Source organism: Roseococcus sp. SDR (assembly GCF_019083995.1).
Taxonomy (GTDB): domain Bacteria; phylum Pseudomonadota; class Alphaproteobacteria; order Acetobacterales; family Acetobacteraceae; genus Roseococcus.
Map to the genome: position 1 here is coordinate 1 of NZ_JAHRCU010000032.1, position 22,361 is coordinate 22,361.

A 22,361-nucleotide genomic window follows, 5' to 3' on the forward strand; every position below is an offset into this window, starting at 1 on the left:
CTGCCCTCGCCTGATCTCTCGGTCGCGCCGCCGCGGGAGCCCCCGCCCGCGCCGGAGCCGCCGGCGGCCGAACCGCCGCCCCCGGCACCGGAGCCCCCGCCGCCCGATCCGCCGCCACCCCCGCCAGAGCCCGAGCCGCCGCGCGTGGAGCCGCCCTTGCCGGAGCCACCGCCCCCGACCCCTGAACCACCGCCGCCAGAGCCGCGTCCCGAGCCGCCGCGCCAGCCGCCGCGTCCGCGTCCCGCGCCCCCGCCGCGCCCGGCGCAGCGCAACCAGCCGCCCGCCGAGGCGGGGCGCGCCGGCGAGGAACAGGCTGCGCAGCAGGCGGCCGGCGTGGGCCGTGCCACGGGCGCCGTCGTCCCGCCGGGCCGCGACGATCGCTACAACAACGCCGCCCCCAGCTACCCCGAAGCGGCGCGGTTGCGCGGTGAGCAGGGAACGGTGGGCCTCGAGATCGCGGTCGGCACGGATGGGCGCGTCATCACCGTGACGGTGGCGCGCAGTTCAGGCTCGCCCATGCTCGATGCTGCGGCGCGGCGCGCGGTCCAGGAATGGCGCTTCCGCCCGGCGATGCGCGATGGCGAGCCGGTGCCCGGCACCATCCGCACCTCGGTGCATTTCCGGCTGCAGTAGCCCGCGGCGCGGGAGGCCTCAGAAGTCGATCCCGCGCTGCGCCTTGATGCCGGCCTGGAACGGGTGCTTCACCTCGCGCATCTCGGTGACGAGGTCCGCCATGTCCATGATCTCGGGCTTCGCGTTGCGCCCGGTGAGGATGACGCTGGTGCGCTGCGCCCGCCCTTCGAGCGCGGCCAGCACCGCCGGCACGGTCAGGAAGCCGAATTGCAACGCGATGTTGATCTCATCCAGCACCACCAGGTCATGCGCGCCGGAAGCCAGCATCCCGGCGGCGGCGGCGAGTGCGGCTTCGGCCGTCCTGGTGTCGCGCGCCAGGTTCTGCGTGTCCCAGGTGAAGCCCTCGCCCATGGTGCGCCAGGTGATGTTGCCGCCCCCCTCGGCAGAGACGAGCTTGTCGAAGAACTGCTTCTCGCCCGTCGGCCAATCGCCCTTGATGAACTGCACCACGCCCACGCTGTGGCCCCAGCCCAGCGCGCGGATGATGACGCCGAAGGCCGAGCTGGACTTGCCCTTGCCGTCGCCCGTGTGAACGAGGACGAGGCCGCGCCCGGGGTCGCGCGCCTCGGTGATCTTGCGGCGCTGCTCGGCCTTCAGCGCCGCCATTTCCGCCTTGTGGCTCTCATCATCCGGCATGGCATTCTCCTTTGGCGGTCAGATGGTCACGAATTCGCCGAAGGCGAGGGCGGGCGGCCAATCCTCGGCGCGCGGGCCGGTGGCGAGCGCGGCCTTCATCACGCCGCCATGGGTGATGAGCAGGATGTGGCCCGGAAGGGCGCGGAATTCGGCAAGCACGGCCAGGACGCGGGCCTGGAGCTGCGCCACGCTCTCCCCGCCATGCGGGCGGGCGTGGAGGAAATCGGCCGCCCATTGATCGAGTTCGCCCCGCGGGATGTCATCCCAGGGCCTACCCTCCCAGGCGCCGAAATCCATCTCGGCCAGGCGCGGCTCCGCCTTGACCGGGAGGCCAAGCCGCGCCGCCAGCGCCCCGGCGGTCTCGCGGCAGCGGCGGAGCGGGCTGGTGGCGATGGCGGTGACGGCGGGCAGGCGCGGCAGCAGGGCTTCCAGCGCCGCCTCGTGGCCCGGCGCGAGGGCGAGGTCCGTGATGCCGTAGCAGACGCCCTCGCGCACCGCCGGCCGGAAATGCCGCAGCAGCGTCAGAGCCACGCGAGCACGCCGAGATAGAAGCCGAGTTCGCTGCCCTGCTGCACGGCACCCAGGCAATCGCCCGTATAGCCGCCGATCTTGCGCTCATAGACGCGACGGATGCCCCAATGCCCGAGCGCGAGGCCGGCCAGCCCCAGCAGCGCCGCCACCCAGCCAAGACTGAGCACCAGGCCGAGCCACAGCACCAGCGCGGTGGCGGTGGCGACCATGAGGCTCTCGCCGCTCACGCCATCGGCCACCGGCTTGGCGGTGCCGTGGTCCCGCACATAGCCGCTCGTCGCGATCACCAGCACCGAGGAGAAGCGGCTGAGCCCATGGCCGGTGATGAGCGCGATGATGACGGCATGCGGCGGCATCGCGGCCAGTGTCGTGGCCTTGAGCAGCAGGGCCAGGATCAGCGCCGCGCCGCCATAGGTGCCGATGCGGCTGTCCTTCATGATCTCCAGCGCGCGCTCGCGCGTCATGCCGCCGCCGATGCCGTCGAACATGTCGGCCAGTCCGTCCTCGTGGAAGGCGCCGGTCAGCAGGAGGCTCGCCGCGATCGAGACCGCCACCGCCACCGGCGGCGGCCAGGCCAGCAGCGCAGCGGCATAGATCAGCGCCACCAGCGCGCCGATGAAGGCGCCGACGAGAGGGTGGTAGCGCGTGGACGCCGTCAGGCGCTCGGGCGTGAAGCCCGCGCTGGCCGGCACGGGCAGCCGTGTGAGGAACTGCACGGCCAGCAGCAGCATGGCCCATTCCTCCCGTGGATCGGGCTTCCTCATGCGGGCCCGCTCACCGCGGCACTCTCGAAGCTCGCCATCTCGTTCAGCATGGCGGCGGCGGCGCGCAGCAGCGGCCAGGCGAGCAAGGCACCGGATCCCTCGCCGAGGCGCAGGCCGAGATCGAGCAGCGGCTCCGCCCCCAGCGCCGCCAGCAGCGCCGCGTGCCCCTGCTCGGCCGAGCGATGGGCGAAGACCAGGTTCTCCCGGATGCCCGGCTCCAGCCCCAGCGCCACCAGCGCGGCGGCGCCGGCGATGAAGCCGTCCACCAGCACGAGGCGCCGCGCCTCGGCCGCGCCCAGCATGGCGCCGGCCATGGCGGCGATCTCGAAGCCGCCATATTCGGCCAGCGCCTCGGCGGGGGCGAGGCGCGGCGCGGTGCGGGCGGCGGCCGCCTCCAGCACGGCCTGCTTGCGCGCGAGGCCCGCCCCATCCACGCCTGTGCCACGCCCGATGAATCCCGCGACCGGTTGGCCGGTGATCTTCGCCGCCAGCAGCGCGGCCGCGGAGGTGTTGCCGATGCCCATCTCGCCCAGGCAGAGCGCGTCGAATTCGCCCTCGCCTGCCAGTTCGCGGCCCAGGGCCAGCGCGGCGTCGCGCTGATCGGCCGTCATCGCCGGGCCGTGGCGGGAATTGGCGGTGCCGGACGCGAGCCGCCGCGCGATCAGCGCCGGGTGTTCGATCGGCGCGCCAGCCACGCCGCAATCCACCACCGCCACCGGCAGCCCTGCCTGCCGCGCGAAGATATTGGCCGCGGCCCCGCCCGCCAGGAAATTCAGCACCATCTGTCGCGTCACCTCGGCCGGATAGGCGGAGACGCCCTCGGCCGCGATGCCGTGATCGGCCGCGAAGAGGATCAGGCGGCCGCGCTCCATACGGGGGGTCAGGCTGTGCTGCACACGCGCCACCTGCGCCGCCAGCGCCTCGATCCGGCCCAGCGCGCCCAGCGGCTTGGTCTTGCCGTCAATCTTCGCGCGCAACGCGGCTTCGAAATCCATCATGCATGCCGTTGAAGGCGGTCCCGCGCAGGTTGTCCAGCGGCCGGGTGCGCTTGGGTGCGTCGCCAAACCCTGCTATCCGCCCCGCCATGCGCGCACTCCAGCTCCTCGCCGACCGTGACCTCCGCCTGGTGGAGATCCCGCCCCCGCCGCCGCCCGGCCCGGGCGAGATCCAGCTCGCCATCAAGGCCGTGGCGCTGAACCACATTGATGTCTGGGGCTGGCGCGGCATGGCCTTCGCCAAGCGCGAGCTGCCCATCAGCGTCGGCGCCGAGGGCGTGGGCGAGGTGGTGGCGCTGGGCGAGGGTGTCACCGGCTTCACCCCCGGCCAGCTCGCCGTGCCCTATGGCGGGCTGACCTGCGGCACCTGCAAGGAGTGCCAGCGCGGCCGCGACAACCTCTGCGAGAACATCGCCGGCATCCGTGGCTTCCATGTGGATGGCTTCGCGCGCGGGCTGATCAACATCCCCGCGCGGCAATGCGTGCCGGTGCCGGCCGGCGTCGCCGTCGAGGATGCGGCCTGCGCGGGCATCACTTTCTCCACCGTGCAGCACATGCTCTTCGACAACGCGCAGCTCGAGCCCGGCGAGACGGTGCTGGTGCATGCGGCGGGCTCGGGCATCGGCACGGTCGCCGTGCGCATGGCCAAGGCCATCGGCTGCACCGTGATCGGCACGGTGGGCGACGAGTTCAAGGCGCAGAAGGCGCGCGCCGAGGGCGTGGACCATGTGGTGAACTACAACACCGACCGCTTCGAGAGCGTGGCCCGCCGCGTCACCGGCAAGCGCGGCGTGGATGTGGTCTTCGAGCATGTGGGCGCGGCCACCTGGGCGGGCTCGCTGCTTTCGATGAAGATGGGCGGGCGGCTGGTCACCTGCGGCAGCACCAGCGGCGTTTCGGCCGAGACGAACCTGATGATGATCTTCCAGCGCCAGCTCAAGATCCAGGGCAGCTTCGGGGCCACCTTGCGCAACATCGCCGAGGGCGTGGAGAAGATGGCCCAGGGCATCCGCCCCGTGCTCGACACGGTGCTGCCCATCGAGCGTTTCGAGGAAGGCCTGGCCCGCCTTGAGGCGCGGAACGTCTACGGGAAGATCGTCATCAAGCTGTGAAACGCTTGCAGCGCATCGGCGAATGGCTGGTCGCCTGGCTGTCGCGCCGGGTCTTCGGCCTGCTGCGCCTGCTCGGGCCGGACCGCGCGTCCAATCTCGGCGCCTGGATCTCGCCGCGCGTGGGGCGCTTCCTGCCGCATCACCGCTTTGCCATGGAAAATCTGCGCCTCGCCTTCCCCGAGAAGACCGAGGCCGAGCGCGAGGCGATCGCGCTGGAATCCTGGGCCAATCTCGGCCGCACCGTCTGCGAGTATCCGCATCTGGACGTGCTCTATGACGGCGACGGCCAGCGCGTGGAATCCGAGCAGGCGACGAAGGACCGCTTCGCCGCGATCCGCGAGGGCGGGCGGCCCGTCCTGATCTTCGGCGCGCATCTGGCCAATTGGGAATTGCCGGCGGTGATCGCCCATGCCTTCGGCCAGCGTGCGGCGCTGCTCTACCGCACGCCGAACAACCCCTACATCGCCGCCGATATCGTGAAGATGCGCGAGCCCATCATGGGCGAGTTGATCCCGACGGGCATTTCCGCGCCCATCCGCATGACGCAGGCGGTGGATGAGGGGATCAATCTCGGCATGCTGGTGGACCAGCGCTTCGGGCGCGGGCCGCGCGTGCCCTTCTTCGGGCATCCCGTCGCGGCCAATCCCTTCATCGCGCGGTTGGCGCGGCGCTTCGAGGCGCCGGTGCATGGCATGCGCGCCATCCGCCTGCCCAACAACCGCTTCCGGCTGGACCTGACTGCGCCGCTGGACCTGCCGCGCGATGCGTCAGGGAAGATCGATGTGGAAGCCTCGACGGCGATGATCAACCGCGTGATCGAGGACTGGGTGCGGGAGCATCCGGGCCAGTGGCTCTGGATGCACCGCCGCTGGCGGCCCTGAGGACCAGGGCCGCCAGGGGTTCTCAGGCGGCGGCCTTGATCGCGACCTTCTTCACGCTCTCATCCACGGCGCCGGCGAAGGTCTCGAAGTTCTGCTCGAACAGCGCCATCAGGTTCTTGGCCGTCGCGTCATAGGCGGCCTTGTCGGCCCAGCTGTCGCGCGGGTTCAGCACATGGGCCGGGATGCCGGGCACGCTCTTCGGGATCATCAGGCCGAAGAAGGGGTCCTGCACGAACTCGACCTTGGCGAGCGAACCATCCAGCGCGGCGCGCAGCAAAGCGCGGGTGTGCTGGATGCTCATGCGGTGGCCCGTGCCATAGGCGCCGCCGGTCCAGCCGGTGTTCACCAGCCAGCAATCGGCGCCGTGCTTCGCGATCAGCTCGCTCAGCATCTTGCCATAGACCTCCGGGTGGCGCGGCAGGAAGGGCGCGCCGAAGCAGGTGGAGAAGGTCGCCTGCGGCTCCTTGCCCATGCCCTTCTCGGTGCCGGCGACGCGCGCCGTATAGCCCGAGAGGAAGTGGTACATCGCCTGCGCGGGCGAGAGCTTGGAGATCGGCGGCAGCACGCCGAAGGCATCGGCCGTCAGCATCACCACATTCTTCGGCAGGCCCGCCTTGCCCGTGATCGTCACGTTCGGGATGAACTCGACCGGGTAGCAGGAGCGCGTGTTCTCCGTGTAGCGGTTGTCGTCCAGGTCGAGCACGCCGCGCTCATCGGCGACCACGTTTTCCAGCACGGCGCCGAAGCGGTGGGAGGCGTCCCAGATCTGCGGCTCCGCCTCGCGCGAGAGCTTGATGACCTTGGCGTAGCAGCCGCCCTCGAAGTTGAAGACGCCGGCGTCCGACCAGCCATGCTCGTCATCGCCGATCAGGCTGCGCTCGGGGTCGCTCGACAGCGTGGTCTTGCCCGTGCCGGAGAGGCCGAAGAAGAGCGCGACATCGCCCGCCTTGCCGACATTGGCGCTGCAATGCATGGGCAGCACGCCGCGCGCCGGCAGCAGCCAGTTCATCACGGTGAAGATGCTCTTCTTGATCTCGCCGGCATAGCTCGTGCCCGCGATCAGGATGGTCTTCTGCGCGAAGCTGAGCGCGATGCAGGTGTTGCTGCGGCAGCCATCCACCGCGGGGTCCGCCTCGTATTCCGGCGCGTGCAGGATGGTGAAGTCCGGCGTGAAGGAAGCGAGGTCCTCCACCGGCGGGCGGATGAACATGTTGCGCGCGAACATCGCGTGCCAGGCATTGGTGGTGACGAGGCGCACGCGGATGCGATGCGCGGGGTCCGCACCGGCATAGAGATCCTGCGTGAAGAGGACGGGCCGCGCGCCGAGCCAGCCGCGCACCTTGGCAGCCAGGCCCTGGAACTTCGCCGGCTCCATCTTCTTGTTGATCTTGCCCCACCAGATCTCCTTGGTGACCTCGGCGTCGTCCACCACGAACTTGTCCTGGACGGAGCGGCCGGTGTGCACACCGGTCAGCGCGATGAAGGCGCCATCCGCCGAGAGACGGCCCTCGCCGCGCGCCAGGGCGTGCTGCACCAGCAGGGGCGCCGTGAGGTTGGCATGCACCGGATTGCTGGAGGTGACGCCGGTCCCGGCGAGGGCGGTTGCGGTCATGCGGAATGTCCCCGTTTTGAGCATTAAGCCGTGACCGTTTCCATGTCCCGGCCGTGTTGGTTCAGTCAGGGGCATTTCGATGACAGTCGAGGCGGAATTACGGCGAGGGAGTGGCCCCGGTCAATGCCGCCAAAGGGCTGAATTCCATGGGTTTCATGAATTTTCCTGTTGCTGCGATGCAGCAAGCGCCGCGCGTGCCGCGCGGGCTGACCGGACCAATTCCATGCGCACGCCATCCGCGTCGGCGACTGGCGCCGCGAAGGCAAGGCGCAGCACCGAATCCCCCGCCGCGATGTCCAGCCCATCCACATCCACGGCGGTCAGGCGCCATGCGCCCGGCGCGGCGCCGAGCAGACCGGTCGCGATGGCTTCGACCGCATCGGCGTGGTCCGCATTCACATGGCCGATGATGTCGGCCTCGGCCGCTGCAAGTGCCGCGACCGCCGCTGCGTCGGGCAGAAGCTGCGCCAGGCGCAGCCGTGTGGCGCGGGCAAAGCCGCCCACCAGCAGCGCGCCCTGCGGGTTGATCCGCCACAGGCCGAAATCGGCGAATTCCGCGTAAAGCGCGGCATAGGGGTGGCGGGCGAGCCAGCGCGCCTTGAGCCCGGCGTCGGTGACCGGCTCGGCCAAGCCAGTCAGCGTCACGCGCGGTGCCGTCTGCGGGTTCGCGCTCTCCGCCACGCCGGTGAAGAGCAGTGCGCAGCGCGGGTCGCGCTGCAGGTGGCGCGTGTGCTCGGAGAGGGAAGAGAGCCACAGCAGGGGCGGCAAGCCTGGCGCGCAGGCTGGCGTCACCAGGCTGGCGAAGGGCTGGCCGTCCTGCTGCGTGGCGAGAGTGGCGGCTGCAGCCGCGCGGATGAGGCGACGGGCCTCGAAGCCATGATCTTCGGTCATGTCCGTCAGAATGGGCGTGCCGGGCCCGGCTGTCATCCAGGAGGTGATGTTGCATTCTTTGCGGATTCAGTTGCAGAATCATATGCCACTCCGTGCGACGAATCCCAAACACGGCAACCACGCCAGAGGCCCCTCCGAGGAGACCGCCCATGCCCGAGCCGAAGTCCCTCGCTGCCGCGCTCGCTGCCCTCATGGGCGTCGCGCTGATGTCCTCCGCCGCAACGGCACAGACCGTTCCCAACGCCAATGATCCGGGCTGGCGCTTCTCTCTCACGCCCTATCTCTGGCTGCCCAATCTCAGCGGTGATCTGCGCTATGGCCCGCGCGAGCAGGGCACGGCCAATGTCCACGTCAACTCGAACAACATCATCGATGCGCTGAAATTCGGCCTGACTTTCGGTGCCGAGGCGCGCTATGGCCGCTTCACTCTGGCAACAGACCTTCTCTACCTCGACCTCGGCAATTCCTCGAGCGAGGTGCGCAGCGTGGATTTCGGCCGCGCCGGGCGCGTGCAGGCGACCGCCAATCTCAACACGCAATCCGCGCTGACGAATACGCTCTGGACGTTGGCGCCGGGCTACACGCTGCTCGAGGGCGCCTGGGGCAATGTGGACATCCAGGCCGGCTTCCGCCTGCTCGCCGCCAGCGCGCGCACCAACTTCCAGCTCGCGACGGACGTCACCAGCCCGCGGACGGGCGAGACCTTCGCGCGCATCGGCCGGATCACCGGCAGCCAGCAGATCTGGGACGGCATCATCGGCCTGCGCGGCCGCTTCGACCTCGGCTCCGGCTTCTACATCCCCTATGCGGCGGATGTCGGCACCGGCACCTCCAACCTCACCTGGCAGATCCAGGGCGGCCTCGGCTACTCCACCGGCTGGGCCGGCGTGGTGGCGGGCTATCGCTATCTTTCCTATTCGCAGGGTGGCAACGCGTTGATCCAGGAGCTGAACATGGGCGGCCCCTTCATCGCGCTCAACATGAAGTTCTGAGCGCGGCGGGGGCGCGGCCCCCCGCAACTTCGCAAGACGGATCAATCGGGGCCGCGCTATCAGCCCCGCATGCCGATCAAGACCAGAACCCTCACCGATCACGCCGCGCGCATCGCCCGCGCCATGGCGCACCTCGCCGCCCAGCCGGACCGCACGCTGAGCCTGGAGGAGCTGGCCGATGTCGCCGCCTTCTCGCCCTGGCATTTCCACCGTGCCTATCGCGCGCTGGCCGGCGAGACGCCGGCCGAGACGCTGGCGCGCATCCGCCTCTCCCGCGCCGCGGCCGCGCTGATCAAGAGCGACGCGCCCATGGCGCGGATCGCGGCCGAGGCGGGCTACGGATCGGTGGCCGCCTTCACCCGCGCCTTCCGCGACGCGCTCGGCATTCCGCCCGGCGCTTATCGCCAGCGTGCCGCCATCGGCAACCCCGTCCCGGAGGAGGAGACCATGCAGGACATCATCATCGTCGAGACCCCGCCGCTGCATCTCGCCGCGCTGCCGCATCGCGGCGCCTTCGACGCCATGGGCCCGGTCTTCGACCGGCTGGGCGCCTGGGCCGGCGCACGCGGCCTGATCGACGGGACGACGCGCTTCATCGGCATCTACCCCGATGACCCGCACAGCAAGCCGGAGGCGGAGCTGCGCTCGCTCGCCGCGCTGACCGTGCCGCCGGGCACGCCGCTCGATCCGGGCATGGAGGTGGTGGACATCCCCGCCCTGCGCTGCGCCCGCCTGCGCTACCAGGGCCCCTATGCCGAGCTGGAGGCCGCCTATGACCGGCTCTATGGCGCCTGGCTGCCGCAATCGGGCGAGGAGGCGGGGGATCACCCGGTCTTCGAGGAATACCTGAATGATTGCCGGACCCTGCCCCCTTCCGAATGGCTGACGGACATCCTGCTGCCGCTCAAGCCCCCCAGGGCCTTGGGCTGAAGGCGGAATTGCCCCCCTCCGTTTTTTTGGGCGCGGCCTGTTTTGTGCCACCATCGGCGCCTATAAGCGTCGGCAAGGAGGCCCAAATGCCGCAGACCATCGCCCTCGTGGATGACGACCGCAACATCCTCACCTCGCTCTCCATGACGCTGGAGCAGGAAGGCTACAGCGTCCGCACCTATACGGATGGCGAGAGCGCGCTGCAGGGGCTGATGGGCAAGCCGGCCGACCTCGCCGTCCTCGACATCAAGATGCCGCGCATGGACGGGATGGAGCTGCTGCAGCGCCTGCGCGCGCGCAGCGCCATGCCGGTGATCTTCCTCACCTCCAAGGATGAGGAGGTGGATGAGCTGATGGGCCTGCGCCTGGGCGCCGATGACTACATCACCAAGCCCTTCAGCCAACGCCTGGTGCTGGAGCGCATCCGCGCGCTGCTGCGCCGGAACGAGGCGATGAAGGCCGAGAGCAGCGGCGTGGTGGCCGGCGGCCTGCTGGTGCGCGGCGACCTCACGCTGGACGAGACGAAGCACACCTGCACCTGGAAGGGAAAGCAGGTGCAGCTCACGGTCACCGAGTTCCTGCTGGTGAAGACGCTGGCGCTGCGCCCCGGTCTCGTGAAGAACCGCGACCAGCTGATCGACGCCGCCTATGGCGAGAACATCTACGTGGATGACCGCACCATCGACAGCCATGTGAAGCGCGTCCGCAAGAAGTTCCGCGCGGTGGATGACGAGTTCGCGCAGATCGAGACGCTCTACGGCATCGGCTACCGCTACAAGGAACAGTGATCGGGGAGCAGTAGCCGCCCGCGCCCTCACGCGGCACGGATCTCCGCGAGGAAGCGGTCCACCTGGCCGCGCATCTGATCCGCCTGCCGCGCGAGGTCGCCCGAGGCGCCGCGCAGCTCGACGGCGGAGCTGCCGGTGCGTTCGGCCCCTTCGCGCACACCCGCCGCGTGGCGCGCGGCATCCTGGGTGCCGGCCGCGGCCTCCGCCACCGCACGCCCGATTTCGCGCGTCGCCGCTGCCTGCTGCTCGGCCGCCGCCGCCACCGCGCCGGTATTCGCCTCCATCTGCGAGATGGTGCGCGAGATGCCGGCGATGGCGGCCACCGTGCGCGCCGTCTCCTGCTGCATCGTGCCGATCTGCGCGCTGATCTCCTCCGTGGCCCTAGCGGTCTGGGCGGCGAGCGTCTTCACCTCGCTCGCGACCACGGCGAAGCCCTTGCCGGCCTCGCCCGCCCGCGCCGCCTCGATCGTCGCGTTGAGGGCGAGGAGGTTGGTCTGCCCCGCGATGCCGCTGATCAACTGCACCACCTCGCCGATGCGCTGCGCGGCCGTGGCCAGCCCCTGCACCGTCGCGTCCGTCTCCTGCGCGTGGCTGGCGGCATCGCGCGCCACCGCAGCGGCTTCCTGCACCTGGCGCGAGATCTCGCCGATCGAGGCGGAGAGCTCCTCGGCGGAGCCGGCGACGGATTGCACATTGGCACTCGCCTGTTCGGCGGCGGCCGCCACGGAAGTGGCGCGCTCGGTGCCCTCGGCGGCGTTCTCGCTCATCTCGGCCGAGGTCCGCTCCAGCCCGCTGGCCGCGTTGGAGAGCGCGCCCAGCACCTTCCCCGTCTCAGCCTCGAAGCCATGGATCAGCGCCTCGATCCGCTGGGCGCGCGCGGCCTTGGCGGATTCCTCGGCGAGGCGTGTCGCGGCCATCTCCTCGCGTTGCAGGGCGCCTCGCCGCAGTGTCTCCACCGCCGAGGCGAGGCGGCCCAGCTCATCGGCGCGGTCCTGGCCGGGGACGGCGGTGCCGAGTTCGCCAGCGGCGATGCGGTCCACCACCTCCGTCGTGGCCTGCAGGGGCGAGACCACGCGGCGCAGCAGCAGCAGCACCGCCGCCGCCGAGATCAGCGCCGTCACCAGCACCAGCGCGAGGCTGACGGCCAGCTCGATCCAGCCGGCGCGGGTCATGCCCTGCGCCTTGGCCAGGGCGTGGTCCAGCGCCGTGTCGCGCAGCTGGAGGATGCTGGCCTGCGCCGGCAGCGACCAGGCGCGGAACGCCGTCAGATCCTCCGGCCAGGCTGCGGTGGATGCGCCCGGGACGGCCCGCGCCCGCGCCCACTCCATCAGCTGGTTCCAGCGCACCGCATCCCGGTTCTGGAAGACCTGGACCTGGCGCTGCACCTCGGCGGTGAGGGCTGGCGCGTCGTTCAGCGCGGCCACCATGCGCTGCACCGTCTCCCATGCCTGCTCGACCCGGCCGGTCATCTGCTCGGCCGCGACGATCTGCTCGGGCGCGATCGGCCGGCCGGCCACCCAGGCATTCATCATCAGGTTCCGGCGCCCGGCATATTCGCGCATGTCCATCGCCTGCAGCGCGACATTGACGGGGGCCGCGATCACAGGCGCCTCCGTCGTCACGCGCTCGGCCGCCGCGGCTGCGAGCTGGGTGAGCTGCGTGCCCGCCGCCATGCGTGCGGCCAGGAGCTGCGGGGCGAAGCTGGCATCACGCTCGGCGGGCGGACGGGCCAGCAGGCCGTCCAGGCGCTGGCGGAAGCGCGAGACCATGGCGGCGCCCTCGCGGATGGCGGCGGCGTCGAACCCGGCCTCCAGCGCGCTGCGCTCGGCCGCCCGGAGCAGGCCGTCGGTCGTCGCCGCGGTGGTGGCGAGGAAGGCGCGGTCCGGGCTGGCGGCCTGGGCCGCGGTGTTCAGATGCCCGGACTCCACCGCAAGCGCCGTCTGTGCGCGCTGCACATCGCTGATGACCCGCGCCGCGACCTCGGCGCGCTGGCTGCTGGTCAGCATCCGCGTGCTCTCCCAGGCCAGCCAGCTGGTGCCGAGCAGCCCGGGCAGGGCGACGGCGAGGAAGCCGATGTAGAAGACGTGTCGGATGCGCATGCTGGTCCCCGTGCGGATGAGCCTCTCCGCCACGGTGCATGCCACAGAAGCGTTAGCGCATGATGAAGCGCCGCGCGCTGTCAGCCGCCCGGCTGTTCGCAGGGCCCGGGCGCCTCGCGCCGGTTGGGGTCTTCCTGGAATTCCAGCGCATAGGGCCGCTGCGGAATCAGCACCAGCGCGCGCATGTCCTGCGGGCTGCCATCCTCATAGATCGCGTGGGACTCCACGAAGCGGACGGGCTGCCGGCGCGGCACCACCGGGATGCGGCGCATGGCGCCATCAATCAGGTGCTCCACGCAGGTGGTCGCACCCGGCGCGTAGCCCCGCACCACCATTTCGAAGCGTGGCAGGCTGGCCGGGATGTCCTGCGGAATGGCGATGAGCAGCGTGGTGACGCAATTCTCCGGCAGGCGTTCCACGGGCGGGCGGCGGCGCATCTGCGTGATGAAGGCCTGGGCGGCGCGCTGCGTGTAGCAGACCACCGTCTCCATCGTCGGCAGCGGCGCACCCAGGCGGATCTCGTCCTGCGCGCGCACGGGTGCGGCGGCCAGCAGCCCGGCCAGGATCAGCGCGGCGCGACGCAAGCCGGCAGCTCCAGCAGGCTGGTGACGCGGGCGACCCCCTGCGCCGAGGCATCCTGCACCTCGCCCCAGAGACCGCGCGGGATGAAGACCGGATGCATGCCCGCCGCGCGCGCCGGCTCCACGTCATTGTCCACGCGGTCGCCCACATAGGCGATGCGCGCGGGCGCGGCGCCGGTCGCGCGCAGCACTTCGTCGAAGAAGCGCGGATCGGGCTTGGAGACGCCCCAGCGGTGGGAGGTCGCGATGAAATCCGCCCCCAGATCCAGCGCGGTCAGCGCCTCCAGCACGCCATCGGGCTGGTTGCCGGCGATGCCGATCCGCAAGCCCGCTTCGCGCAGGGCCATGAAGGCGTCGCGCACATCGGGGTAGAGGTCATCCTCGCCGGGGATCTCCAGGCCGGCCAGCCGCTGCCGATGCGCCTTGATGTCGATGGCGGGTGCGATCTCGCGGATGGTGCCGCCGATGCCCTTGCCGGCGGCGATGCCCTGGCGAAGGGCTTCCGTGAAATCCACCTCGTGCATGTCCAAGACGCCAGCCCAGCCGCGGATCAGCCGTGCCTCATCCACCAGCACGCCGCCGACATCGAAGACGACCCACTGGATCACCAGGTCATCTCCAGGAGCGCGATGCGGTTTTCGGAGAGCGGCAGCACACGGCCCGCGACATTCTCCTGGTTGAACACGCCCGCGATGGACGTACCCACGCGCTCCGCCGGCAGGCGCAGATTGGCGACGGCGAGGCTGGCCACACCCTCGCGCCGCTCCGCCACCTCGCGCCCATCCAGCAGCACCACATCCCGCGGCCAGGAGAAATAGCCGCGCGGGCGGGTGAGGCGCGTGAGGCTCGCGGCGGCGCGATCTGCGTCGGTCAGCGGCGCGGGTGGGCGCAGATGCAGCACCTCGGTCGAGCGCGGGAAGGGGGAGCGGAAGTAATGCGCGATCGGGTGGCCAGGTGCCACGAGCACGATCTCCAGCGTCCAGTCGCCCTGCACCGTCACCGGGCCCCACACGCCATCGGCGCCCGTCTCGCGCCGATGGATGGCCTCGCCCATGCGTGCGCCGGTGCGCGGGTCGGTGCGGAAGATCTCGACGACGGCGCCCGCGACCGGGCGGTTGGTGGCGGCCCCCGCCGCCAGGTTGGTGACCAGCCCGTTCAGCACCGGTCGCGCTTCGGCGGGGACCGTCAGCGTCATGGGCTCGCGGCCCGCGATGAAGCGGAACTGTTCGCGGAAGGCGCGCCAGTGATAGGCGATCTCGCGGTGATCCAGGCCCGGCAGCAGGATATTGGTGGCCCCCCGCAGCGCGGGCCCGTCCTGCGTGATGCCGGTGGGCGTGCCCGGCCGGCCGACGAAGCGGCCATCGGGCTGGGCGAAGAGGTCATTGTCGGAGCGGAGCGTGAGGAAGGCCGTGCCCTCCACCACATCGGTGGCACCGCCGTTCAGCCGTTGCAGGAAGGCGCTGCGCGCATTGAACTCGCTGCCCTCGTTGAATTCCCAGTCGAAGACGCCGCGATTGGGCGTGCCGCAGGTGATGGCGTGACTGACCTGCGCGGCGCCGCCCTGGTGCACCACGAAATCGCGGATCGGATAGCCGCCGCGCGAATTGCCGATCAGCGCCACGCGCGGCGCGCCGGTGCGCGCGCGCAGCTCCGCCACGAAGGCGGCGAGCCGCTGCGTCTGCTCGGTGCTGGAGCTGCGATTCTCCTGCGCCACCGCGTCATTCGCACGCGCCAGCGGGTCCGGCATGTTCACCGCCATCAGCCGCTCGCGCGGCCAGCCATTGGCTTCGAAGCGCCAGAGGGTGGTGAGCCAGAGCGCCGCATGGTCGCCATTGCCATGCACCATCAGGATGGGCGGCGGCCCCTCCTGTGCCTGCAGGATGCGGGGGGCGGCGAGCGCGGCGGCGGCGCCGAGAAGCAGGGAGCGACGGGCGAGCATCATGCGCCCGCCTTTACCATCCTGCCGCGCATGAGTCGCGTCTCGCTTTCGTGTCAGCGGCGCACGGCGCGGCGCAGCGCATCCAGCACGGAATCCATCGCGGCCTGGTAGCCGGGCCCGTCGAGGTAGCCATCCATCGCGCCGGTCCGCTCCAGGAAGGTCTGCCAGGCGGCATTCTCCCGCGCGCGGCGGAAGCGGTCATGCAGCGTGGCGGCGATATCGTCCGGCGTGCCGGCCGGCGCGTTCAGCCCCTTCATGTTCTCGATCACGACATCGAAGCCCAGCTCGCGCAGCGTCGGCACCTCGCGGAAGGCGGCCAGCCGCTCGGCGGAAGCGACGGCCAGCGGCCGCACCTCGCCCGCCTGGGCCAGGCCCGCCATCTCCTCCGGCGCCAGGACCGCAAGCTGCACCGTGCCCGCCATCAGCGCCTGGAGCGAGGGCGCGCCGCCGGTGAAGGGCACATGCAGGAACTCCACGCCCGCGGCCTGCTGCAGCAGCACGAAGACCGCGTGATAGATCGATCCCTGGCCGGAGGAGGCATGCGGGATGGTGCCCGGCGCGCGCCGCGCCGCCTCCACCGCCGCCGGCAGCGTGTCATAGGGCCCGCCGCGCCGGGCCACGATCAGCAAAGGCTGGCGCGTCAGGCGGATGATGGCGCGGAAGGAGGTCCTGGGGTCATAGGGCAGGTCGCGGAAGGCGGGGAGCGAGATGCTCTCGCTGCCGCCGCCCACCAGCAGGTTCAGCCCATCGGGCGCCATGCCGGCGACCTGCTGCGCGGCGATGGCCCCGCCCGCGCCGGGCCGGTTCACGACGATGATGGGCGTGGGAAAGAGGCGCGACGCCGCTTCCGCCGCGGCGCGCCCCGCGAGGTCCGCGCCGCCGCCGGGCGCGAAGCCCACGATGAGCTGGATGGGCCGCGCCGGCTCCCAGGCCATGGCGCGCGTGCTGGCCAGAATGGCGGGTGCCGCCAGCCATGCCCTGCGTGGGAACATCGCATCCTCCCTGATGATTTTCGGTGAGGATAGCCGCGCGCCGGCCGCCGCGCCATGCTGGAGCGATGCTGCGACACCAGACCCCCGCCGGCGCCACCGATTGCCACATGCATATCTACGGCCCGGCCACGCGCTATCCCGTGGCGCCGACCAACCCCTCCCCCGTGCCCTTCGCCAGCGACCTTGCGGCCTATCGCGCGGTGAAGGAACGGCTCGGCCTCGGCCGCACGGTGGTGGTGCAGCCCACCGCCTATGGGCTGGACAATGCCTGCACGATGGATGCGGTGGCGGCACTCGGCCTCGAGGCGGCGCGCGCCGTGGTGGCGGTGACGGCGGAGACGCCGATGGCGGAACTGCGACGCCTGCACGCCTTGGGCGCGCGTGGCGCACGGGCCTTCATGCTGAAGGGCGGGCCGGTGCCCTGGGAAGGGCTGCCCGCGCTCGCCGCGCATGTCGCACCGCTCGGCTGGCATGTGCAGCTGCAATTCGACGGCGGCGAGATGGAGGCGCGCGCGCCGCTCATCGCGAGCCTGCCTTGCGACGTGGTGATTGATCACATCGGCCGCTTCCACGACCCGGTGCCGCCTTCCGCCCCGCCCATGCGCGCGCTGCTGCGCCTGCTGGAGAGCGGGCGCGTCTGGGTGAAGGCCTCCTCGCCCTATGGCGTCTCGCGCTCCGGCCCGCCGGACTACGCGGATGTCTCGGCCATCGCGCGCGCCATCATCGCGGCCGCGCCAGGGCGCGTGGTCTGGGGCTCCAACTGGCCGCATCCCAACGCGCCCGAGCCCAAGCCCGATGTCGAGCCCCTGCTGGACCTGCTGGCCGACTGGGCGCCGGATGACGCCACGCGCCGCGCCATCCTGGCGGACAACGCGGCGCGCCTCTACGATTTCGGCGTATAGCCCGGAGCGCGGTGGACGATCTCGCCGCCCACCATCGTCATCTCCGCCGCGATATCCTTCAGCGCGGAAAGCTCCACCGTCAGCGGATCCGCCGTCAGCACCGCGAGGTCGGCCAGCTTGCCCGGCTCGATCGCGCCCTTGTCGCGCTCGCTCATCGTCAGATACGCGCCCGCATTCGTCGCCGCGCGGATGGCGCTTTCGCGGCTGATCGCCTGGGATGCGCCGACCTGGCGCTGCGTGTGCATGTTCTGCCGCGAGACCGCCTGCCACATGGGATAGAACATCGAGACGGGGACATTGTCCGTCGCCAGCGCATAGGTGACGCCCGCCTCCTCCAGCCAGCGCAGCGGCGAGATGCTGTCCTCGTCGGGCAGCTTGTTCCGCTCCACCAGCAGATGGCCTTCCTTGTAGATGTAGCGGTTGGTGTGGGTGGTGAGCGAGAGGCCAAGGTCGCGGATGCGATGCACCTGCTCGCGGCTCAGCACCGCGATATGGCCCAGCACCCAGCGCAGATCGCGGATGGGCACCACCTCATTCACCTCGGCGAAGAGGTCCAGCATGTTGGGCCAGATGCCGATGGCGCGGATGCCGTGGCGCGCGCAGGCGATCAGCATTTCCTTCGCGCGTTCGCGATCCAGGCCCATGTCGTAGTTGAAGCCCGCCCAACCCGTGTAGGGCGCAGCCTGCGCGCGCAGCGCGTTATCGGGCGTGCGGCCGATTTCGGTGATGAGGCCGGAGAGGCGCAGCATGTCGTCCCCCAGCCCGGCGCCGGCCAGCTGATGCGCCCAGCCGCCGATCAGCCGCTCCATGGAGACATTCTCCATGCCGCGCCAATCCGGGCTGAGCGCCAGATGCGAGCGCATCGTCAGCTTCCCCCCCGCGTGCACCTCGCGATAGGCGGCGAGGAGTTCGGCCGCCACGCCATGCTCCTCATAGATGCTGGTGGTGCCGAAGGCGTGATACATCGCGGCCGCCTTGGGCAGCCCCGCCACGCGATGCGCATGCGAAAATCCCGGCGCCATGTGGAAGGCGGCAAGCTCCATCAGCGGCACATAGCCCTGCTCGATGATCACGCCATCCGGCTCGCCCGCCGCATCCTTGCGGATGGTGACGGAAGGGTGCGGCGGCGCCGTCTCGCGCGTGATGCCGGCGCGTTGCAGCGCCATGGAATTGGCGATGGAGACCAGCGGCAGGGAATGCCGCCAGAACCCCCAGATCGGCCGGATATAGACGGGGTTGCGCGGGGCCGCGTCATCCAGCTCGGCGCGCGTCGGCCATCGGCCCTCGGCGAGCGATTCCGGCAGGTCCCAGTAGAAGGGCGGCTCGCCCACCGGCATGGTCACGATCCATTCGCCCGGCGCCTTGCCCTTCGCCAGCTCCGCGATGCGCGCCTGGATGGCGGCGATGGAGCGGCAGCCGGCCAGGCTGGGGAACACGTCCTTCAGCCCCTCGCGGTCCATATGCGCATGGCCGTCGATCAGGCCGGGCAGCACGGCGCGGCCCTCCAGCGCGATGTGCTTCGTGTGCGGGGCCGCGTGCCGCTGCACCATCGCGTCCTCCCCCACCGCGAGGAAGCGGCCGGCGCGGATCGCCACCGATTGCGCGATGGAGAATTTCGCATCGGCGGTGATGATCTTGCCGCCGCTGAGGATGATGTCGGCCGGTTCCATGAGTATCACTCCGAACGTTGCAGACGGCCCTGGCGCACCATCTCCGCCCAGCGCTCCACATCGGCGCGGAAATAGGCGGCGAAGGCGGCGCTTTCCGCCGGGATGGGCTGCGCGGCGGAGAGCCGCAGCCGCTCGCGCACCGGGGCGGCCTGCAGCGCGGTCAACGCCGCGGCTTCCAGGCGACGTTGCGTCGCCTCCGGCGCGCCGGCGCGGATGAACAATCCGACCCAGGTCTCGAAGGCATAGCCCGGCACCGTCTCCGCGATGGCGGGCACCTCGGGCAGCACGTCCGAGCGGTTGCGCGAGGTGATGCCGAGCGCGCGCACCGTCCCCTGCTGCACCTGGCCGATGGAGGAGGCCATGACATCCAGCAGCATGTCGATGCGCTGCGCGATCAGATCGGGATAGACGGCGCCCGAGCCGCGATAGGGCACGTGCAGCAACTCGACGCCGGCGGCCGCACCCAGCAGCACGCCGGCCAGATGGCTGCCCGTGCCAGGGCCCGAGGAGCCATAGCTGACGCGCCCCGGCGCCGCCCGCGCGGCGGCAAGGATCGAGGCGACATCCCGATGCGGCGATTGCGGTGAGACCACGAGCAGCGAGGGAATCGCCCCCATGCCCAGCACGGGCGTGAGATCCCGCACCGGATCGAAGCCGAGATTGCTGAGCGAGACGCTGCTGGCCAGCCCCGCCCCGGTGAAGAGGATGGTGTGCCCATCCGGCCGCGATTGCTGCGCCACATAGGCCGCGCCGACATTGCCGCCCGCGCCGGGCCGCGTATCGATCGCGACCGGCTGGCCGAGCGCGGCCGAAAGCTCCGGCGCCAGCACGCGCGCCAGCACGTCGATGGTGCCGCCCGGTGCGAAGGGCACCACCAAGGTCAAAGGGCGTTCGGGGAAGGTCTGTGCCTGGGTGGCGACAGGCAGCAGCAGCAGGGTGGCGAGCAGCAGGCGGCGCATCCGAACCTCCGGTCAGGAAGGCGCAGTTTGGGCCGATCTAGGCGCCCCCGCCCAGCCCCTCACGCGCCAAGGTCGCCAATTCATCGGCGCGCTCATTCATGGGATTGCCCGCATGGCCGCGCACCCAGATCCATTCGACCTGATGCGGCTTCGCGGCCGCCAGAAGTCGCTGCCAGAGGTCGTAATTCTTCACCGGATCGCGCGCCGCGTTGCGCCAGTTGTTGCGCACCCAGCCCTTGATCCAACGCTCCATGCCGTTGCGGACATATTCGCTGTCGGTGTGCAGCATCACCTGGCAGGGGCGCGTCAGCGCCTCCAGCGCGGCGCAGGCGGCGGTGAGTTCCATGCGGTTGTTGGTGGTCTCGCGCTCGGCGCCGGTCAGTTCCTTCGTCGCCTCGCCGAAGCGCAGGATGGCGGCCCAGCCGCCGGGGCCCGGATTGGGTTTGCAGCCGCCATCCGTCCAGATCTCGACCTTGCGCACCGCCTCAGACACCAAGTGCCTCCGGTCCGCTCGCATGGCCGAAGAAGCGCAGCTTGTGCAGGTATTCCAGCGGGTCCTTGCGCGTGACCATCGCACCCGGCGGCGTGTTCACCCAGTCGAAGAGGCGCGTCAGCAGGAAGCGGATCGCGGCACCCCGGCACAGCACGGGCAGCGCCGCCAGTTCCGCCGCGCTCAGCGGCCGCACCGCCTGGTAGGCGCGCAGGATGGCGCGCGCCTTGGTCACGTTGAAGCTGCGATCCGCCTCGAAGCACCAGGCGTTGAGACACACCGCCACGTCATAGGCGTAGAGGTCGGTGCAGGCGAAGTAGAAGTCGATCAGCCCGGAGACGCGCGGCGTGCCGCCCTCTTCCAGGAAGAAGACATTGTCGGGGAAGAGGTCGGCATGGATCTGCCCCACCGGCAGGCTGCCCGGCGTGGGCCAGGCGGCGAGGATGCCGGCGAGCGCCGCATCCAGCTCCGCGATCAGCCCGGCCTGCACGCCCTCGCCATCCGCGCGGCAGCGGTCCAGCAGCGGCGCCCAGGCGGCGGGGCCGAGGCCATTGGGGCGCACATCCGTGAAGCCCGCGCCGGCCCGATGCAGCCCGGCCAGCGCCGTACCCAGCGGCCCGCAATGCTCGGGCCGGATGCGGCGGGGCCAGACGCCGGGCAGGAAGGTGCAGATGGCCGCCGGCCGGCCCGCGAGTTCCCGCAGCGCCTGCCCATCCCGCCCCGCCACCGGCTCCGGCGCGGAGAGGCCATGCGCCACGAGATGCCGCATCAGGCCCAGGAACCAGGGCAATTCGCGCGGGTCCACGCGCTTCTCATAGAGCGTCAGCACATAGTCGCCCGCGCTCGTCTTCAGCGCGTAGTTGGAATTCTCCACGCCCTCGGCGATGCCGCGAAACGCCAGCAATTCGCCGATCTCGTATTCCGCGAGGAAGGCGCGCAGCGCCTCGTCGGAAACTTCCGTATAGACCGCCACAAATCAGGCCGTGGCCAGCGCCGCCGGCAGCTTGAAGGTGATCTTCTCCTCCGCCACCACGATCTCCTGGATGGTGAGGTCATAGCCCTCGCGCAGGCGCTCGATCACCTCCTCCACCAGCACCTCCGGCGCGCTGGCGCCGGCCGTGATGCCGATGCGGGACACACCCTCGACGGCGGCGAGATCCAGCTCCCGCCCGCGCTGCACCATCACGGCCTTGCCGCAGCCGGCCCGGCCCGCGACTTCCACGAGGCGCACGGAGTTGGAGGAATTGGGCGCGCCCACCACGATCATCATGTCCACCTGCGGCGCGATCTCCTTCACGGCCGCCTGGCGGTTGGTGGTGGCGTAGCAGATGTCCTCCTTCGCCGGCGCCGCGATGTCCGGGAAGCGCGACTGCAGCGCGCGGACGATGCCGGCCGTGTCATCCACCGAGAGCGTGGTCTGCGTGATGAAGGCGAGCGAGGCCCCCGGGGGCGGCGTCACGCGCATCGCCTGCGCCTCGTCCTCCACCAGCGTCACGGCGCCCTCGGGCAGCTGGCCCATGGTGCCGATCACCTCCGGGTGGCCCGCATGGCCGATCAGGAAGATGTGCCGCTGGCGGGAGAAATGGTGCTCCGCCTCGCGGTGGACCTTGCTGACCAGCGGGCAGGTGGCGTCCAGGAAGAACATCTGCCGGCGCTGCGCCTCGGCCGGGATGGATTTCGGCACGCCATGGGCGGAGAAGACCACGGGCTGGCCATCATCCGGGATCTCGTCCAGCTCCTCGACGAAGACGGCGCCCTGGCGCTCCAGCGCCTCGACCACGAAGCGGTTATGGACGATCTCATGCCGGACATAGACCGGCGCGCCGTGCCGCTTCAGCGCCTCCTCGACGATCTTGATCGCCCGGTCCACCCCGGCGCAAAATCCACGCGGTCCGGCAAGGATGACATGAAGCGAGGGCTTGGCGGCCATGCGATGGGGTTCCGGGGGCGGGTTGCGAAGCCTC

Annotated in this window: 23 protein-coding genes; 7 read left to right on the plus strand and 16 right to left on the minus strand. The window is 70.8% G+C overall.

Annotated elements, in window-relative coordinates; all coding sequences use genetic code 11:
• On the plus strand, positions 1-633 hold a 633-nt coding region (locus tag KTR66_RS24970), incomplete at its 5' end, for an energy transducer TonB (protein ID WP_249732373.1).
• A gap of 18 nt (positions 634-651) precedes the next feature.
• Here the strand turns inward: KTR66_RS24970 and cobO are convergent.
• Genes cobO through cobT form a run of 4 tightly spaced genes read right to left on the minus strand, consistent with a single transcriptional unit; the run spans position 652 to position 3,562 of the window.
• Entirely contained in the window at positions 652-1,269 is a 618-nt protein-coding gene (gene cobO, locus KTR66_RS22860) for a cob(I)yrinic acid a,c-diamide adenosyltransferase (protein WP_213616836.1), read from the minus strand.
• 18 nt (positions 1,270-1,287) lie between these two features.
• The gene (gene cobC, locus KTR66_RS22865; RefSeq protein WP_213616838.1) at positions 1,288-1,800 is read right to left on the minus strand and encodes an alpha-ribazole phosphatase family protein; all 513 of its coding nucleotides are present in this window, start codon (positions 1,798-1,800) and stop codon (positions 1,288-1,290) included.
• A complete protein-coding gene (locus KTR66_RS22870; RefSeq protein WP_213616840.1) occupies positions 1,791-2,564 on the minus strand; it encodes an adenosylcobinamide-GDP ribazoletransferase in 774 nt (257 codons plus the stop codon). The genes cobC and KTR66_RS22870 overlap by 10 nt, the downstream gene beginning before the upstream one ends.
• A complete protein-coding gene (gene cobT, locus KTR66_RS22875; RefSeq protein ID WP_213616842.1) occupies positions 2,561-3,562 on the minus strand; it encodes a nicotinate-nucleotide--dimethylbenzimidazole phosphoribosyltransferase in 1,002 nt (333 codons plus the stop codon). Before cobT ends, KTR66_RS22870 begins: the two co-directional genes overlap by 4 nt.
• Positions 3,563-3,648: 86 nt before the next feature.
• On the opposite strand from cobT, the gene KTR66_RS22880 reads away from it, so the two are divergent.
• Together KTR66_RS22880 and KTR66_RS22885 are read left to right on the plus strand one after the other, a co-directional pair.
• Positions 3,649-4,671: a zinc-binding dehydrogenase gene (locus KTR66_RS22880; protein WP_213616844.1), complete on the plus strand. Its 1,023-nt coding sequence runs from the start codon at positions 3,649-3,651 to the stop codon at positions 4,669-4,671.
• On the plus strand, positions 4,668-5,552 hold the full coding sequence (locus tag KTR66_RS22885) for a lipid A biosynthesis lauroyl acyltransferase (protein WP_213616846.1): 885 nt from the start codon (positions 4,668-4,670) through the stop codon (positions 5,550-5,552). The genes KTR66_RS22880 and KTR66_RS22885 overlap by 4 nt, the downstream gene beginning before the upstream one ends.
• A 22-nt stretch (positions 5,553-5,574) precedes the next feature.
• Here KTR66_RS22885 and KTR66_RS22890 read toward each other — a convergent pair whose 3' ends face one another.
• Positions 5,575-7,164 carry a phosphoenolpyruvate carboxykinase gene (locus KTR66_RS22890; RefSeq protein WP_249732374.1) on the minus strand — a complete coding sequence of 530 codons (1,590 nt, stop codon included), beginning with the start codon at positions 7,162-7,164 and terminating at the stop codon, positions 5,575-5,577.
• A 153-nt stretch (positions 7,165-7,317) separates the two neighbouring features.
• Positions 7,318-8,055, minus strand: coding sequence for a HugZ family protein (locus tag KTR66_RS22895; RefSeq protein ID WP_213616849.1), 738 nt, complete (start codon positions 8,053-8,055; stop codon positions 7,318-7,320).
• A gap of 149 nt (positions 8,056-8,204) precedes the next feature.
• Between KTR66_RS22895 and KTR66_RS22900 the strand changes: the two genes are divergently transcribed.
• The 3 genes from KTR66_RS22900 (at position 8,205) to KTR66_RS22910 (ending at position 10,765) form a co-directional block, all read left to right on the plus strand.
• Complete coding sequence (locus KTR66_RS22900) at positions 8,205-9,047, plus strand: hypothetical protein (protein ID WP_213616851.1); 843 nt, start codon at positions 8,205-8,207, stop codon at positions 9,045-9,047.
• Between the two features lie 69 nt (positions 9,048-9,116).
• A complete protein-coding gene (locus KTR66_RS22905; RefSeq protein WP_213616852.1) occupies positions 9,117-9,977 on the plus strand; it encodes a GyrI-like domain-containing protein in 861 nt (286 codons plus the stop codon).
• Positions 9,978-10,063: 86 nt separating this feature from the next.
• Positions 10,064-10,765, plus strand: a complete 702-nt coding sequence (locus KTR66_RS22910; RefSeq protein ID WP_213616854.1) for a response regulator transcription factor — start codon at positions 10,064-10,066, stop codon at positions 10,763-10,765.
• A gap of 26 nt (positions 10,766-10,791) precedes the next feature.
• Here the strand turns inward: KTR66_RS22910 and KTR66_RS22915 are convergent, their stop codons facing one another.
• The 5 genes from KTR66_RS22915 to KTR66_RS22935 all read right to left on the minus strand — a co-directional run bounded on the left by KTR66_RS22915 (position 10,792) and on the right by KTR66_RS22935 (position 16,376).
• Complete coding sequence (locus KTR66_RS22915; RefSeq protein ID WP_213616856.1) at positions 10,792-12,864, minus strand: methyl-accepting chemotaxis protein; 2,073 nt, start codon at positions 12,862-12,864, stop codon at positions 10,792-10,794.
• Between the two features lie 80 nt (positions 12,865-12,944).
• Positions 12,945-13,448 carry a hypothetical protein gene (locus KTR66_RS22920; protein WP_213616858.1) on the minus strand — a complete coding sequence of 168 codons (504 nt, stop codon included), beginning with the start codon at positions 13,446-13,448 and terminating at the stop codon, positions 12,945-12,947.
• Positions 13,430-14,053 (minus strand): HAD family hydrolase, encoded by a 624-nt coding sequence (locus KTR66_RS22925; RefSeq protein WP_213616860.1) that lies wholly within the window; start codon positions 14,051-14,053, stop codon positions 13,430-13,432. Before KTR66_RS22925 ends, KTR66_RS22920 begins: the two co-directional genes overlap by 19 nt.
• Positions 14,050-15,387 (minus strand): hydrolase, encoded by a 1,338-nt coding sequence (locus KTR66_RS22930; RefSeq protein WP_249732375.1) that lies wholly within the window; start codon positions 15,385-15,387, stop codon positions 14,050-14,052. Before KTR66_RS22930 ends, KTR66_RS22925 begins: the two co-directional genes overlap by 4 nt.
• A 50-nt stretch (positions 15,388-15,437) precedes the next feature.
• The gene (locus KTR66_RS22935; RefSeq protein ID WP_213616862.1) at positions 15,438-16,376 is read right to left on the minus strand and encodes a tripartite tricarboxylate transporter substrate binding protein; all 939 of its coding nucleotides are present in this window, start codon (positions 16,374-16,376) and stop codon (positions 15,438-15,440) included.
• Between the two features lie 65 nt (positions 16,377-16,441).
• On the opposite strand from KTR66_RS22935, the gene KTR66_RS22940 reads away from it, so the two are divergent.
• Positions 16,442-17,278 (plus strand): amidohydrolase family protein, encoded by an 837-nt coding sequence (locus KTR66_RS22940; RefSeq protein ID WP_213616864.1) that lies wholly within the window; start codon positions 16,442-16,444, stop codon positions 17,276-17,278.
• On the opposite strand, the gene KTR66_RS22945 is transcribed toward KTR66_RS22940, so the two are convergent.
• From KTR66_RS22945 to ispH, 5 genes are read right to left on the minus strand one after another with little or no spacing between them, the layout of a single operon-like run.
• On the minus strand, positions 17,260-18,948 hold the full coding sequence (locus KTR66_RS22945) for an amidohydrolase (protein ID WP_213616866.1): 1,689 nt from the start codon (positions 18,946-18,948) through the stop codon (positions 17,260-17,262). The two genes, KTR66_RS22940 and KTR66_RS22945, sit on opposite strands and share 19 nt — an antisense overlap.
• 5 nt (positions 18,949-18,953) lie before the next feature.
• Positions 18,954-19,907: a tripartite tricarboxylate transporter substrate binding protein gene (locus KTR66_RS22950; RefSeq protein ID WP_213616868.1), complete on the minus strand. Its 954-nt coding sequence runs from the start codon at positions 19,905-19,907 to the stop codon at positions 18,954-18,956.
• Positions 19,908-19,944: 37 nt separating this feature from the next.
• Positions 19,945-20,400 carry a ribonuclease HI gene (gene rnhA, locus KTR66_RS22955; protein ID WP_371819197.1) on the minus strand — a complete coding sequence of 152 codons (456 nt, stop codon included), beginning with the start codon at positions 20,398-20,400 and terminating at the stop codon, positions 19,945-19,947.
• Positions 20,393-21,370 (minus strand): homoserine kinase, encoded by a 978-nt coding sequence (locus tag KTR66_RS22960; RefSeq protein ID WP_213616872.1) that lies wholly within the window; start codon positions 21,368-21,370, stop codon positions 20,393-20,395. The genes rnhA and KTR66_RS22960 overlap by 8 nt, the downstream gene beginning before the upstream one ends.
• 3 nt (positions 21,371-21,373) lie before the next feature.
• On the minus strand, positions 21,374-22,327 hold the full coding sequence (gene ispH, locus KTR66_RS22965) for a 4-hydroxy-3-methylbut-2-enyl diphosphate reductase (RefSeq protein WP_213616874.1): 954 nt from the start codon (positions 22,325-22,327) through the stop codon (positions 21,374-21,376).
• Between the last annotated feature and the right edge of the window lie 34 nt (positions 22,328-22,361).

Excerpts from the sequence above, each read along its gene's own strand:
- cobO (WP_213616836.1), bottom strand. The coding sequence starts at position 1,269 with ATGCCGGATGATGAGAGCCACAAGGCGGAAATGGCGGCGCTGAAGGCC.
- KTR66_RS22870 (WP_213616840.1), bottom strand. The coding sequence starts at position 2,564 with ATGAGGAAGCCCGATCCACGGGAGGAATGGGCCATGCTGCTGCTGGCC.
- cobT (WP_213616842.1), bottom strand. The coding sequence starts at position 3,562 with ATGATGGATTTCGAAGCCGCGTTGCGCGCGAAGATTGACGGCAAGACC.
- KTR66_RS22880 (WP_213616844.1), top strand. The coding sequence starts at position 3,649 with ATGCGCGCACTCCAGCTCCTCGCCGACCGTGACCTCCGCCTGGTGGAG.
- KTR66_RS22890 (WP_249732374.1), bottom strand. The coding sequence starts at position 7,164 with ATGACCGCAACCGCCCTCGCCGGGACCGGCGTCACCTCCAGCAATCCG.
- KTR66_RS22895 (WP_213616849.1), bottom strand. The coding sequence starts at position 8,055 with ATGACCGAAGATCATGGCTTCGAGGCCCGTCGCCTCATCCGCGCGGCT.
- KTR66_RS22900 (WP_213616851.1), top strand. The coding sequence starts at position 8,205 with ATGCCCGAGCCGAAGTCCCTCGCTGCCGCGCTCGCTGCCCTCATGGGC.
- KTR66_RS22905 (WP_213616852.1), top strand. The coding sequence starts at position 9,117 with ATGCCGATCAAGACCAGAACCCTCACCGATCACGCCGCGCGCATCGCC.
- KTR66_RS22910 (WP_213616854.1), top strand. The coding sequence starts at position 10,064 with ATGCCGCAGACCATCGCCCTCGTGGATGACGACCGCAACATCCTCACC.
- KTR66_RS22915 (WP_213616856.1), bottom strand. The coding sequence starts at position 12,864 with ATGCGCATCCGACACGTCTTCTACATCGGCTTCCTCGCCGTCGCCCTG.
- KTR66_RS22930 (WP_249732375.1), bottom strand. The coding sequence starts at position 15,387 with ATGATGCTCGCCCGTCGCTCCCTGCTTCTCGGCGCCGCCGCCGCGCTC.
- KTR66_RS22935 (WP_213616862.1), bottom strand. The coding sequence starts at position 16,376 with ATGTTCCCACGCAGGGCATGGCTGGCGGCACCCGCCATTCTGGCCAGC.
- KTR66_RS22940 (WP_213616864.1), top strand. The coding sequence starts at position 16,442 with ATGCTGCGACACCAGACCCCCGCCGGCGCCACCGATTGCCACATGCAT.
- KTR66_RS22945 (WP_213616866.1), bottom strand. The coding sequence starts at position 18,948 with ATGGAACCGGCCGACATCATCCTCAGCGGCGGCAAGATCATCACCGCC.
- KTR66_RS22950 (WP_213616868.1), bottom strand. The coding sequence starts at position 19,907 with ATGCGCCGCCTGCTGCTCGCCACCCTGCTGCTGCTGCCTGTCGCCACC.
- ispH (WP_213616874.1), bottom strand. The coding sequence starts at position 22,327 with ATGGCCGCCAAGCCCTCGCTTCATGTCATCCTTGCCGGACCGCGTGGA.